11 protein-coding genes are annotated in these 13,992 nt (G+C 62.9%); 7 read left to right on the top strand and 4 right to left on the bottom strand.

Annotation, left to right across the window (positions count from 1 at the left end; all coding sequences use genetic code 11):
- The first annotated feature begins 5 nt into the window (after positions 1 to 5).
- Complete coding sequence (locus tag NCT32_RS18210) at positions 6 to 2,528, top strand: adenosylcobalamin-dependent ribonucleoside-diphosphate reductase (protein ID WP_061115631.1); 2,523 nt, start codon at positions 6 to 8, stop codon at positions 2,526 to 2,528.
- A gap of 48 nt (positions 2,529 to 2,576) precedes the next feature.
- Here NCT32_RS18210 and NCT32_RS18205 read toward each other — a convergent pair whose 3' ends face one another.
- The 3 genes from NCT32_RS18205 to NCT32_RS18195 all read right to left on the bottom strand — a co-directional run bounded on the left by NCT32_RS18205 (position 2,577) and on the right by NCT32_RS18195 (position 4,345).
- Entirely contained in the window at positions 2,577 to 2,726 is a 150-nt protein-coding gene (locus NCT32_RS18205; RefSeq protein WP_250477442.1) for a hypothetical protein, read from the bottom strand.
- A gap of 32 nt (positions 2,727 to 2,758) precedes the next feature.
- On the bottom strand, positions 2,759 to 3,130 hold the full coding sequence (locus tag NCT32_RS18200; protein ID WP_061116045.1) for a DUF4148 domain-containing protein: 372 nt from the start codon (positions 3,128 to 3,130) through the stop codon (positions 2,759 to 2,761).
- Between the two features lie 204 nt (positions 3,131 to 3,334).
- Entirely contained in the window at positions 3,335 to 4,345 is a 1,011-nt protein-coding gene (locus tag NCT32_RS18195; protein ID WP_061115632.1) for a LysR family transcriptional regulator, read from the bottom strand.
- Between the two features lie 218 nt (positions 4,346 to 4,563).
- On the opposite strand from NCT32_RS18195, the gene NCT32_RS18190 reads away from it, so the two are divergent.
- From NCT32_RS18190 to NCT32_RS18170, 5 genes are all read left to right on the top strand, one after another.
- Positions 4,564 to 5,382 carry an alpha/beta hydrolase fold domain-containing protein gene (locus tag NCT32_RS18190; RefSeq protein ID WP_250490468.1) on the top strand — a complete coding sequence of 273 codons (819 nt, stop codon included), beginning with the start codon at positions 4,564 to 4,566 and terminating at the stop codon, positions 5,380 to 5,382.
- A 79-nt stretch (positions 5,383 to 5,461) separates the two neighbouring features.
- The gene (locus tag NCT32_RS18185; RefSeq protein ID WP_061115634.1) at positions 5,462 to 6,664 is read left to right on the top strand and encodes an efflux RND transporter periplasmic adaptor subunit; all 1,203 of its coding nucleotides are present in this window, start codon (positions 5,462 to 5,464) and stop codon (positions 6,662 to 6,664) included.
- Between the two features lie 31 nt (positions 6,665 to 6,695).
- On the top strand, positions 6,696 to 9,896 hold the full coding sequence (locus tag NCT32_RS18180; protein ID WP_061115635.1) for an efflux RND transporter permease subunit: 3,201 nt from the start codon (positions 6,696 to 6,698) through the stop codon (positions 9,894 to 9,896).
- 5 nt (positions 9,897 to 9,901) lie between these two features.
- On the top strand, positions 9,902 to 11,401 hold the full coding sequence (locus NCT32_RS18175; protein ID WP_409219293.1) for an efflux transporter outer membrane subunit: 1,500 nt from the start codon (positions 9,902 to 9,904) through the stop codon (positions 11,399 to 11,401).
- Between the two features lie 172 nt (positions 11,402 to 11,573).
- The gene (locus NCT32_RS18170; RefSeq protein WP_061116046.1) at positions 11,574 to 11,798 is read left to right on the top strand and encodes a hypothetical protein; all 225 of its coding nucleotides are present in this window, start codon (positions 11,574 to 11,576) and stop codon (positions 11,796 to 11,798) included.
- A gap of 21 nt (positions 11,799 to 11,819) precedes the next feature.
- On the opposite strand, the gene ppk2 is transcribed toward NCT32_RS18170, so the two are convergent.
- Positions 11,820 to 12,716: a polyphosphate kinase 2 gene (ppk2, locus tag NCT32_RS18165; RefSeq protein WP_061116047.1), complete on the bottom strand. Its 897-nt coding sequence runs from the start codon at positions 12,714 to 12,716 to the stop codon at positions 11,820 to 11,822.
- Positions 12,717 to 12,975: 259 nt separating this feature from the next.
- On the opposite strand from ppk2, the gene lhpI reads away from it, so the two are divergent.
- The gene (gene lhpI, locus NCT32_RS18160) at positions 12,976 to 13,908 is read left to right on the top strand and encodes a bifunctional Delta(1)-pyrroline-2-carboxylate/Delta(1)-piperideine-2-carboxylate reductase (protein WP_086960595.1); all 933 of its coding nucleotides are present in this window, start codon (positions 12,976 to 12,978) and stop codon (positions 13,906 to 13,908) included.
- Positions 13,909 to 13,992: the final 84 nt, after the last annotated feature.

Below are 13,992 nucleotides of genomic sequence, written 5' to 3'. Positions count from 1 at the left end.
CCGACATGGCTGAAGACAATCCCAGCACCGCTCTCGCACCGCAGCAGTTCTCCGTCGACGTGATGCTCGAAAAATATGCCAAGGGCGACGAGACGCGCGTCGAGGATATTTACCTGCGCGTGGCGCGCGGTGTCGCGCTTGCCGAGCCGAAAGAGTCGCGCGCGAAGATCGAAGCGGAGTTCGTCGATAACTTCAAGCGCGGCGCGCTCGGCGCGGGGCGCATCATGAGCGCGGCCGGCGCGGGCATCGACGCGACGCTCATCAATTGCTTCGTGCAGCCCGTAGGCGATGCGATACAGAACGTCGACAGCAACGGCTTGCCGGGTATTTACGTCGCGCTGCTGCAGGCAGCCGAGACGATGCGTCGCGGCGGCGGCGTCGGGTATAACTTTTCGGCGATCCGTCCGCGCGGCGCGCGTGTGCATTCGACGGGATCGGCGGCATCGGGTCCATGCAGCTACATGGACGTGTTCGACGCATCGTGCCGCACGGTCGAAAGCGCGGGCTCGCGGCGCGGCGCGCAAATGGGCATTCTCGATTGCTCGCATCCCGATCTGCTCGAATTCATCGCGGCAAAACATACGAAAGGGCGCTGGAACAATTTCAATGTATCGGTCGCGGTGACCGATGAGTTCATGCAGGCCGTCGCCGACGACGCCACATGGCAGCTCGTGCACAAGGCCGAACCGTCACCGGCGCAGCGTGCCGCCGAGGACATGCACCAGCGCGAGGACGGCCTTTGGGTCTATCGCGAAGTGCAGGCGCGCGAAGTATGGAACACGATCATGCGCTCGACTTACGACGTCGCCGAGCCGGGTGTCGTGTTCATGTCGCGCATGAACGACGATAACAATCTGCGCGCGGTCGAATCGATTCGCGCGACCAATCCATGCGGCGAACAGCCGCTGCCCGCATACGGCTGCTGCAATCTCGGTCCGCTCAATCTCACGCGCTTCGTGCACGATCCGTTCGCGCAGATGCGCGGCGGCGCGCCGTCCTTCGACTGGGACGGCCTTGCACGCACGACGCGCACGCAAGTGCGCTTTCTCGACGACGTGCTCGACGTCACGCTCTGGCCACTCGAAGAGCAGGCACGCGAAGCCGCAGCGAAGCGCCGCATCGGCGTGGGCTTTACCGGCCTCGGCGACACGCTCGTGATGCTCGGGCTTCGCTATGACGCGCAGGAAGGGCGCGACTTCGCCACGCGGGTCGCGCGCACGATGCGCGACGAGGCGTACCGCGCATCGGTCGAACTCGCGAAAGAGCGCGGCACGTTTCCGCTCTTCGATGCGAAGCATTATCTGGCAGAGGGCACGTTCGCCTCGCGCCTGCCCGACGACATCAAGCGCGCGATACGCGAGCATGGCATTCGCAACAGTCATCTGCTGTCGATCGCGCCGACGGGCACCGTGAGCCTCGCGTTCGCGGACAACGCATCGAACGGCATCGAGCCGGCGTTCTCGTGGACCTATCAACGCACGAAACGCATGGCGGACGGTTCACGTCAGACCTTCCCCGTCGAAGATCACGCGTACCGGCTATATCGCGAGATGGGCGGCGACGTGAACGCGCTGCCCGACTATTTCATCAGCGCGCTGCAGATGTCCGCGCACGATCACATGGAGATGATGGCCGCGGTGCAACCGTTCGTGGATACATCGATTTCGAAGACCGTGAACGTGCCCGCAGATTATCCATTCGACAAGTTTCAGGATCTCTATTTCGAGGCATGGCGGCGCGGACTGAAGGGGCTTGCGACATATCGGCCGAACGAGACGCTGGGCGCGGTGCTCTCCGTCACGCCCGCCGAGACGCCGAGCGATTCGCCCGACCCCGAACTCGATCTCGATCCGTTGCGCATTGCGATCGATCATCGGCCGAGAGGCGAGTTGCCCGCGATCATCGAGAAGGTCGAGTATCTGACGCAGGCGGGAAAGAAGTCGCTTTATCTCGCGGTCTCGTTCATCGAAGTGACGGGGCGTATCGGCGGCGAGGACGTGACGATCGAGCGGCCCATCGAGTTCTTCATTCCCACGGGGCAGCGCGACGAATCACAGCAATGGATCACGGCGACGATGCGTTCGCTGTCACTGGCCGCGCGCGGCGGTTTCGCGGCGCGCACGCTGCAGGACATGCGAAAAGTGTCGTGGGACCGCGGACAGGTGCGACTCGGCGATGTCGAACGGCTCGACGGACATCGCAGTCCGCGCTGGCACGATTCGGAAGTCGCCGCGTTAGCGTATGCGATCCAGCAGATTCTTTATCGTCGCGGTTTTCTCGACGCAGAAGGAAACCAGGTACCGTCGCGCGTGCTTGCGCGCAAGCGTGCCGATTGCGCGCCGCATCCGGTAGCTGTAGCCGATGAACGCGAGGAGGTATCCGAGGGTATCGCGGGAGGTGAGATCGATCCGCATAGCCTTTCCCTGATGCACGGCCGGAAATGCGCGACGTGTGGTGCAAATGCAGTGATCCGCAAGGACGGCTGCGACTTCTGCACGGCATGCGGCGAAATCGGCGCGTGCGGTTGAGTTGAATAAAAAAGGCGCGGGCTTTTGTCCGCGCCTTTCATGTCTCGCTCAGTGCGAGCGTTCAGTGCTCTCCTGCTTCGTCTCTTGCGCAACGGCCGGCGCATGCGCAGCGTGCTGCGTGAACGGGTGCCACACCGGCGTGAGTGAAGGCAGTTCGTCGAGAAGCGAGAACTGATCGAGTGACGTGTTTTCGAACATGATGGCCTCTTGAATCCTTTCTGACGCGACGATCAGCGCGTCGTCACATTGCCTTGCGCCGCCGAGCCATTGGCGTACTCGACGATCTCGCGGTTGCGCGCTTCCGCCTGCGCCGCATCGCGTGCGCGTTGCTCGCTTTGCGCAGCGACGGCATCGCCCCACATGCCGCGTTCCGGATACGAGTTGCGATTCAATGCCGGCAGGGAGCCGTTCGAATACGCTGCAACGAGTTCGGCACGCACCTGGGCGCGCGTCTTGGGCGTATCGCTCGAGGTCGCTTCCGTCTGCGTCTGGACCTGATACGTGCCTGCGCGGCCGATGCCTTGGCCGCCTTCCGCGAATGCGGTAGTCGTGACGACAGCGGAGATGGCTGCGAGAGAAAATCCCGTGATGAGCTGTTTCATGCTTGCGACTCCTTTCATTCCGATTGCGGCGTGCGGGCAATTGCGAATTGCAATTGGAAAATGAGCACGCTGCGTTGGGAGTGAATGTAGTCGCGCGGCACACGCGGATAAATGCCGTATCCGCGAATAGATTTATCGATTTCGGCGAATAATGGCGCGAGGGCTTGTTGGGCGGGCGTTTGCACCGCCCCGGAAGATAATCGGCTATGCGACGATATCTTCGGTGCCCGCGACTTCAGGCGTGCCGTGCCGCACGATGGTCGGCGATGACGTGCTCGTAGGAAGGCAGCGTTCTTCCGCATCCTTCTGGCCTTGCAGAAGCGGGCAGCGTTCGAACAATTCGGCTGCCCAGTCGACGAACACGCGCACCTTCGGCGACAGATGCCGGTTATGCGGATACACCGCGGAAATCGGCATTGGCAGCGGATTCCATTGCGGCAGCACTTCGACGAGCTCGCCCGCCCGCAGATGCGGCAACGCCATGAAACGCGGCACCTGAATGATGCCGACGCCCTTCAGCCCGCAACTGAGATACGCTTCCGCGTCGTTCACCGCGATCATGCCGCGCATCTTCACTTCGATGGTTTCGTCGTCGATGACGAAATCCATATCCATGACGCGCCCGGTGCGGCTCGAAAAATAATTCACCGCCGTGTGATTCTGCAAATCCTCGATCGTTCTCGGCGTGCCGTTGCGTTCGAGATATTGCGGGGCCGCTACCGTCACGCCCTGAAACACGCCGATACGGCGCGCAACGAGACTCGAATCCTGCAGCGTGCCCACGCGAATCACGCAATCGACGCCTTCCTGAATGAGATCGACCGGCTTGTCGCCAAAGCCCATCATCAACTCGATCTCCGGATAGCGCGTATGGAAATCGCATAGCTGCGGCATCACGATGAGCCGCCCGATCGCCCCCGGCATATCCACACGCAACTTGCCGTGCGGACCCTTTCCGTTGTTCGAGAACGAGCCTTCGGCTTCCTCGATGTCCGCGAGGATGCGCACGCAGCGCTCGTAATACGCGGCGCCATCGGGTGTGAGATTGAGCCTGCGTGTCGTGCGCTGAAGCAGACGCACGTTCAGATGCGCTTCCAGATTCTGAATGATCGTCGTGACGGAGGCGCGCGGCAGATTGAGCGTATCCGCTGCGCGCGAAAAGCTATTGGTGTCCACGACGCGGGTGAATACCTGCATTGCTTGTAGCCGATCCATGTTCTCTCACCTTCTTTACTTAGCGACGCAACTATTTAAGCGAGCGCTAAAAAATAACGGAATGAACGATCGCAAGGGATAACCACGATTGTTCGGTGCGACCGAATTGTGTTGCCGGATTATAGGCATTTATTAAAAAAGGCGCGGACTCCAGAATTCGCAGCATCGCAACTTATGCGTGCAGGCCTTGCAGCACAGGCCTTGCACCGGAAATAACCATGGCATCACTGTTGGATCTGGAGTCGAGCTCCCGCTTGTGCATCGAAGATGTGCACATCACGGGACACACGCAACCCATCACGCTGCGCAGCTATCGTCCCGCATCGGATGGCACGGTGTTGCCCATCGTTCTTTACTTCCACGGCGGCGGTTTTATTCGCGGAGGGCTCGACGACGCGGATATTGCCGCCGCGACGATCGCACGCGATACGCCCGCGTGGGTCGTATCGGTCGGCTATTCGCTCGCGCCGGCGTTTCCGTTTCCGGCCGCGCCCGAGGACGGCTATCGCGCGGCGCAATGGGCCGTCGCGCAGGCCCGCGCGCAGCGCGCCGATCCGCAGCGTATCGGCGTCGCCGGTCATGACGCGGGCGGCAATCTCGCGACTTGCGTCGCTGCCATCGCACGTGATCGCGGCGATATTCGCATGTCCGCGCAAGCGCTGCTCGCGCCGCTGCTCGATCCGAGCATGACGCGTCTCGCCGACGAACGCAAAGTGCTGTGCCCCGATTTCGAAGCATGCGAATGCGCGCAGTGGTATCGCGCGTATCTGCCAAATGCTTCGCAACGCCTGCATCCGTATGCCGCGCCGCTCGAGTCGCGCCGTCTCGGCGGCTTGCCGCCAGCGATCATCGCGAGCGCCGAGCACGACCTCCTGCATATCGAAGCGGAGAAATACGCGGGCGAACTGATCGCGGCGGGCGTGCCGACCGAGGTTACGCGTCATGGCAAGACGTCCCATCAGGCGCTCGCCGCGCATCCCGATGCGCTCGCCGACGTCGTGACGTTCTTCAGAAAACGGCTGGCGCGCGCGAAGTAAATACGGAAGCAAGCGCAAGAAACGGCGCGCATCGCACGCAATACACAACAACAATCTCAACGCAACCGGAGCTCTCACCATGTCTTTCACTCGCAAACGCATCTACGCCGCGCTAGGCGCGACGCTGATCATCGTGGGCGCGGGCGGATATACCGCCTGGCGCGGACACGGCGATTCAGCAATAAACGAAGCCAAGGCTGCCGCTCACAGTCCGACCGCGACGGAAGTCGACGTCGCGGCCGTGGTGTCGAAGACCATCACCGACTGGCAGAGCTATTCGGGCCGTCTCGAAGCGGTCGATCACGTCGACATTCGCCCGCTCGTGCCGGGCACGATCGTCGCCGTACATTTCAAGGATGGCCAGCTCGTGAAGAAGGGCGATGCGCTCTTTACGATCGACCCGCGCCCTTACGAAGCCGAAGTGGATCGCGCACAGGCGCAGCTCGCGGCGGCGCAGGCGCGCAATGGCTACACGTCGACGGATGCGGCGCGCGCAGAGCGGCTGCTCGCCGATAACGCGATCGCCAAGCGCGACTACGACGAAAAGCAGAACGCCGCGCGCGAGGCCGTCGCCAACCTGAAGGCCGCGCAGGCTGCGCTCGAGACCGCGAAGATCAATCTCGCTTACACGCATATCGTCGCGCCGGTGGCGGGGCGCGTGTCGCGCGCGGAGCTCACCGTCGGCAACATCGTGTCTACGGGCGCGAATGCGCCGTTGCTGACGACGCTCGTGTCCGTGTCGCCGATCTACGCATCGTTCGATGTCGATGAACAAACGTACTTGCGCTATCTCGGCCGCGATGCGGGCAGCGCGGTGCCAGTGTCGCTCGGTCTCGCGAACGAAGACGGCTATTCGCGCGAGGGCGTTGTCGATTCCGTCGATAACCGGCTCGATACGACCTCCGGCACGATCCGCGTGCGCGCGCGCTTCAGCAACCCGGACGGCACGCTGGTGCCGGGCCTCTACGCGCGCGTGAAAGTGGGTGGCGGCACGCCGCATCCGGCCGTGCTCGTGGAAGACGAAGCCATCGGCACCGATCAGGACAAGAAGTACGTGATGGTCGTCGACAAGGACAACCGCGTGCAGTACCGCGAAGTGACGCTCGGGCAGACGCATGAAGGCTTGCGTGTCATTTCGAAGGGCCTGCAACCGGGCGAGCGCATCGTCGTCAACGGCTTGCAGCGCGTGCGTCCCAACGACATGATCAAGGCCAACAACGTCGCCATGAACGACAGCGGCGCTGCGCCCGCGCCCGCCGTGAAGACCGCATCGGCACAGTGATGCGCGTCATCCGCAACACACAGAACCCGTCATGAACATATCCAAATTCTTCATCGACCGCCCGATCTTCGCGGGCGTGCTATCGGTGGTCGTGCTGCTGGCAGGCATCATCGCGATGTTCAAGCTGCCGATCTCCGAGTATCCGGAAGTCGTGCCGCCTTCGGTCGTCGTGCATGCGCAGTATCCTGGCGCGAACCCGAAGGTGATCGCGGAGACCGTGGCCTCGCCGCTGGAAGAGCAGATCAACGGCGTGGAGGACATGCTCTACATGCAGTCGCAGGCCAATAGCGACGGCAACCTCACGACCACGGTCACGTTCAAGCTCGGCACCGATCCCGACAAGAACACGCAGCTCGTGCAGAACCGCGTGAATCAGGCGTTGCCGCGTCTGCCGCAGGACGTGCAGCGCCTGGGGGTGACGACGATCAAGTCATCGCCGACGTTGACGATGGTGGTTCACTTGAACTCGCCCAACGGCCGCTACGACATGACGTATCTGCGCAACTACGCGCTGATCAACGTGAAGGACCGGCTCGAACGCATTGCGGGCGTGGGCGAAGTGCAGCTATGGGGCTCGGGCGATTACTCGATGCGCGTATGGCTCGATCCGCAGAAGGTCGCGCAACGCGGCATGACGGCGACGGATGTCGTCAACGCGATCCGCGAGCAGAACGTGCAGGTCGCCGCGGGCGTGATCGGCGGTTCGCCGACGCTGCCGAACGTGCCGCTGCAACTGAACGTGAATGCGCGCGGCCGCCTGCAGAACGAGTCGGAGTTCCGCGACATCGTGCTGAAGACATCGCCGGATGGCGCGGTGACGCATCTGAGCGATGTGGCGCGCGTCGAACTCGCGGCATCGGAATATGGCTTGCGCTCGTTGCTCGACAACAAGTCGGCGGTTGCAATCGCAATCAATCAGCAGCCGGGCGCGAACTCGCTGCAGATCTCCGACGAAGTCCGCAAGACGATGAAGGAGCTGAAGGCCGACATGCCCGCGGGCCTGGAATATCAGATCGTCTATGACCCGACGCAGTTCGTGCGTTCGAGCATCGAAGCGGTGATTCATACGCTCGCGGAAGCAATCGCGCTCGTGGTGCTCGTGGTGATCGTGTTCCTGCAGACGTGGCGCGCGTCGATCATTCCGTTGCTCGCCGTGCCGGTGTCCATCGTCGGTACGTTCTCGCTGCTGCTCGCGTTCGGCTTCTCGATCAACGCGTTGTCATTGTTCGGGATGGTGCTCGCGATCGGTATCGTCGTGGACGATGCGATCGTGGTCGTGGAGAACGTGGAGCGCAACATCGAGGCGGGCTTGTCGGCGAGAGAAGCCACGTATCAGGCAATGCGCGAGGTGAGCGGGCCGATCATCGCGATCGCATTGACGCTGGTTGCAGTGTTCGTGCCGCTCGCGTTCATGTCGGGTCTCACGGGCCAGTTCTACAAGCAGTTCGCGATGACCATCGCCATCTCGACGGTGATCTCCGCGTTCAACTCGCTGACCTTGTCGCCCGCGCTCGCAGCACTTCTGCTGAAAGGCCACGACGAGCCGAAGGACTGGCTCACGCGCGGGATGGACCGCGTGTTCGGCGGCTTCTTTCGCGGCTTCAACAAGGTGTTTCATCGCGGCTCGGACGCGTATGGCAAGGGCGTAAAGAGCGTCATCAATCGCAAGGCCTTGATGATGGTGGTGTATGCCGTGCTGCTCGCCGGCGCCGTGCTGATGGGCAAGGTCGTGCCGGGCGGCTTCGTGCCCGCGCAGGACAAGGAGTATCTGATCAGCTTCGCGCAACTGCCGAACGGTGCATCACTGGATCGCACCGAAGGCGTGATCCGTCAGATGTCGGATATCGCGCTGAAGCAACCGGGCGTGGAAAGCGCGGTGGAGTTTCCGGGCTTGTCGGTGAACGGCTTCACCAACTCGTCGAGCGCGGGCATCGTGTTCGTCACGCTGAAGCCCTTCAAGGAGCGCGTGCATGACAAGGCGCTGTCGGCGAATGCCATTGCGGGTGCGCTGAATCAGAAGTACGCGGGCATCAAGGGTTCGTTCATCGCCGTGTTCCCGCCGCCGCCGGTCCTCGGTCTCGGCACGCTCGGCGGCTTCAAGATGCAGCTCGAGGATCGCGGCGCGCTCGGCTATGCGGCACTTGCCGATGCGACGCAGGCGTTCATCAAGCGCGCATCGCAGACGCCCGAGCTCGGACCGACGTTCTCCAGCTATCAGATCAATGTGCCGCAGTTGAATGTCGATCTGGATCGCGTGAAGGCGAAGCAACTCGGCGTGTCCGTGACGGACGTGTTCGACACGATGCAGGTCTATCTCGGCTCGCTCTACGTGAACGACTTCAATCGCTTCGGACGCGTGTATCAGGTGCGCGTGCAGGCGGATGCGCCGTTTCGCGCGAACCCGGAAGACATCGGCCTGTTGAAGACGCGCAACGCGAATGGCGACATGGTGCCTTTGTCGTCGCTCGTGAAGGTCACGCCGACGTATGGCCCTGAAATGGTCGTTCGCTACAACGGCTATACCGCCGCGGACATCAACGGCGGCCCGGCGCCGGGCTATTCGTCGGGCCAGGCGCAGGCGGCGGCGGAACGCATCGCGGCGGAAGTGCTGCCGCGCGGGATCAAGTTCGAATGGACCGATCTCACGTATCAGCAGATCCTCGCGGGCAATGCGGCACTGTGGGTGTTCCCGATCAGCGTGCTGCTCGTGTTCCTCGTGCTTGCCGCGTTGTACGAAAGCCTGACGCTGCCGCTCGCGGTGATCATGATCGTGCCGATGAGCATTCTGTCGGCGCTGCTCGGCGTATGGCTCACCGATGGCGACAACAACATCTTCACGCAGATCGGCTTGATGGTGCTGGTGGGCTTGTCGGCGAAGAACGCGATCCTGATCGTCGAGTTTGCACGCGAGCTGGAGATGCAGGGCCGCTCGATCGTGCAGGCCGCGATCGAAGCGAGCCGCCTGCGTCTGCGCCCGATTCTGATGACGTCCATCGCGTTCATCATGGGCGTGGTGCCGCTCGTGCTCTCGACGGGCGCGGGTTCGGAGATGCGTCACGCAATGGGCGTCGCGGTGTTCTTCGGCATGCTGGGTGTGACGCTCTTCGGTCTGATGCTGACGCCGGTGTTCTACGTGATCCTGCGCAAGCTGTCCCGCACCGAGCATGTGACGGACAAGCACGGCTCGCATCCGCAGATGCGCGGTATCGGTGCCTCCTACGAGGCGCAATGAGGTCGATGATGAATAAGCTACATGTGTTATCGAGTCTGATGGCTTCGCTGTTGCTGGTGGCGGGCTGCTCGCTCGCGCCCACTTACGAGAAGCCGGACGTGAATGCGCCGTCCGCGTACAAGGAAACGCCGCAAAAGCCGCTCGATGCATCGGAAGCGGGCACCTGGAAGACCGCGCAGCCTTCGGAAGAGATGATGCGCGGCGAATGGTGGACGATCTTCGACGACGCCGCGCTCAACGATCTGGAGAAGCAGGCGCAGGACGCGAACCAGAACCTGAAGGCGGCAGCGGCGCGCGTGAAGGAAGCGCGCGCGATCAACCAGACGGCCCGCGCGGGCCTCTTTCCGACGCTCGACGCGGGTTTCGGCCCGACGCGCGAGAAGCTCTCGCCGGCATCGCAGTTCCTGCCGGCCGATGGCAACGTGCCCGCGCAGACGTTGTGGCGCGCGCAGGCGAGTGCGTCGTATGAAGTGGATCTGTTCGGCCGCGTATCGAACTCGGTGCAGGCCGCGAATGCGGACACGCAGCAGAGCGAGGCCTTGTTCCGCTCCGTGCAATTGGCGTTGCAGGCGGACGTCGCGCAGAACTACTTCAATCTGCGCGAGCTCGATGCCGAGACGGATGTCTTCACGCGCACCGTGCAGTTGCGCGAGGAAGCGCTGAAGCTCGTGCAACGCCGCTACACCGAAGGCGATATCAGCGAGCTCGATGTTGCGCGGGCGAAGTCGGAACTGGCGACGGCGCGCTCGGATGCGATGACGGTGCAACGTCTGCGCGCGGCATCGGAACATAGTCTCGCCGTGCTGCTCGGCAAGGCGCCCGCCGAGTTCTCTATAGCCGCGAACCCGCTCAAGCCGGTCACGGTGCGCGTGCCGCCGGGGCTGCCCTCGGCGCTGCTCGAACGTCGGCCGGATATCGCATCGGCGGAACGCGCGATGGCGGCGGCGAACGCGCGCATCGGCGTGGCGAAGGCGGCGTTCTTCCCGTCGCTGACGCTCACGGGCTCGGGCGGCTTCGAATCCGCGACGCTCGGCGATCTCTTCAAGTGGTCGAGCCGCACGTTCCTGCTCGGGCCGTTCGCGGGCACGGCGCTGAACATCCCGATCTTCGATGGCGGCCGGCGCAAGGGCAATCTCGCGAATGCGCGCGCCATTTATGAAGAGGATGTCGCGAGCTATCGTCAACAGGTGCTCGTTGCGTTCCGCGAGGTGGAGGACAACCTTTCCGATCTGCGCATCCTCGAAGACCAGACAGCGACACAGGACGATGCCGTGAAAGCATCGGTGCGTGCCGCGCAGCTTTCGCGCACGCAGTACACCGAAGGCGCGGTGAACTACCTCGACGTGATCGATGCGGAGCGTACCGTGCTGCAGACGCAGCGCGCGTCGGTCCAGCTGCGTGGGACACAGGCGGTATCGACGGTGAATCTGATCCGCGCACTGGGCGGCGGCTGGGGCGATGCAAAGCCCGCGCCGGTGCCCGAACCGAGTCTCGCTCAGAAGTGACGTGAATATGGCCCCGCATTGCGCGGGGCCAATTCGTTAGTGTTCGCTGAAAAGAAGGATCGGAGAGACGCAGTGGATTGTTCGTCTCCCGGAACATATGTCTTCACCTGGGCGGCGTTTATCCGCGAGGCTCCATTCCTTAGAATTCTGATCATGGGATAGGGAGCCGATGATGAAAGACTTGATCGCAAGACAACTGTATCAGCCGGCGGTGGTGCTGCCACTGCTACTGTTGACGCGCCTGATGGTCACGCTCGACTTCAATCTCGCGCAGGTCATGTTCGTGATGGTGCTCAAGGGTTCGCAGCACGCATATCAGTTCGCGCTGCGTCACACCGTGGCGCGTCAGCGCGGTAATGTCGCCGTGAAGCGCGTTCCCTGCAGCAACTGCTGCTGACGCGAGCCGTATCATCGAACGTCAATACACCTCAGGAACGTACATTTCATCCGGCACGGGTTGCCGCAGATAATCGGGATTGAATACGCGCTCGGGCAGCTTGATCGGCTCATGCTCGATCTCGTGATACGGCACCTGGCTCAACAGGTGATGAATGCAGTTCAGGCGCGCACGCTTCTTGTCGACGGCCTGCACGACCCACCACGGCGCTTCGGGAATGTGCGTGCGCTGGAGCATGACTTCCTTCGCGACCGTGTACGCTTCCCAGCGGCGTCGGCTCTCCAGATCCATCGGGCTCAGCTTCCACTGCTTGAGCGGGTCTTCGATACGCGCCTCGAAGCGCACTTCCTGTTCGTCGTCGGTGATCGAGAACCAGTACTTGATGATCTGGATGCCGCTGCGCACCAGCATCTTCTCGAACTCGGGAACCGAGCGGAAAAACTCCTCATATTCTTCGTCGGTGCAGAAGTTCATCACGCGCTCGACGCCCGCGCGGTTGTACCAGCTTCGGTCGAACAGCACGATCTCGCCCGCCGCGGGCAAGTGCGACACGTAACGCTGGAAATACCACTGCGTGCGCTCGCGATTATTCGGCGCAGGAAGCGCCGCCACGCGGCACACACGCGGATTCAGGCGCTGCGTGATGCGCTTGATCGCGCCGCCTTTGCCCGCCGCATCGCGTCCCTCGAACAGCACGACCAGACGATGCCCCTTGTTCACGACCCAGTCCTGCAGCTTCACGAGCTCGCCCTGCAGACGGAACAGCTCGCGGAAATAGGTTTTGCGCAAGCGCCGTTCTTCTTCCGAGAAGGTCGATTCGCCGTCCAGGAAGCGGTCGTCGACTTCCATCTCGAACTCTTCGTCGTAGCTGTCGATGATGTCGGCGTGGAAGCGGCGCTGTTTTTCCGTCTGATTCATGAAGGGCTCCGTGGGCGTTCCTGGGCTGCCGCCGTCGCGTTTGACCGGTCGCGGCGCGGGCCGGGCGATTATGACGGTATTCGATGGCATTCATACGACAACGGTCGATTCAAACATTGTAGAAAGCCGCGCGTGCGGCCTCAAATCCGGCGCACGGCTTTGTGACACGGCGCCGCGCGCCGTTAGAATGTTCCGGCATTTCGATGGCATGCCAATGGCATTGTCGACCTCATCTCAACATCTACCGCGAGCGAACACGATGACCGCAACGATCCAGAGTTTCGACGAAGCCCAAACCGCGCGCCTCGTGCCTTATGACCGGCTCGTGGACACGCTCGCCGCAACGATGCTCGACTACGCGGCGGGCCGCATCGTGAGTCCGGAGCGCATGGTCGTGCCGATCGAGGGCGGCGTCATGCTGTCGATGCCCGCGAGCGCCGCCGATATCGCGATGCACAAGCTCGTCAATGTATGCGCCGGCAATGGCGCACGCGGCTTGCCGACGATCCACGGTCAGGTCACCGCGTACGACGCCACGACGGGCGTGCCGCAATTCATGCTCGACGGTCCCACCGTGACGGGGCGGCGCACGGCGTCCGTGTCGATGCTCGCGATCCGCGCCCTTCACGTCGTCGCGCCGCGCGAGGTGCTCGTGATCGGCACGGGCAAGCAGGCTGCGTATCACGTCGAGGCGCTCGCCGCCGTTTATCCGGATGCGCGCATTCGCGTACAGGGCTCCCGTCCTGAACGCGCACGCGATTTTTGCGCCGCGCATGCGTCGGCTTCGGGCAATCTCGCCGTGCTCGAAGACACCACGATTCCCGATTCGGTCGATGTCGTCATCGCCGCCACCACGAGCAAGACGCCCGTCTACACGATGCCCGCGCGTGCGGGGCGGCTCGTGATCGGCGTGGGCGCCTTTACCGCCGATGCCGCAGAGATCGCCGCCGCGACCGTCCACGCGAGCGAGCTTTATGTCGATGACCTCGCGGGCGCGCGTCACGAAGCGGGCGACTTCATTCTCGCGGGCGTCGACTGGAACGCGGTGCATGCGCTCGCCGAAGCGCTCGCCGCTCCGAAAAAGGCCGAGCGGCCCGTCGTGTTCAAATCGGTCGGCTGTGCGGCGTGGGATCTCGCGACCTGTCGCGTGGCGCGGGCGGTTTTGTCGGAGGAAAGCTCGCAGGTGCGATAGACCGCACGAGGGAAATGCTGCTTGGAACGCGACTTGCTAATTGTTTGTCTATTGAAAAGAGGGGCGACAGCGTCCCGAGACTAA

The organism is Caballeronia sp. INML2 (genome assembly GCF_023631365.1).
Lineage (GTDB): Bacteria > Pseudomonadota > Gammaproteobacteria > Burkholderiales > Burkholderiaceae > Caballeronia > Caballeronia turbans.
This window is presented reverse-complemented; position numbering and strand designations above follow the sequence as displayed.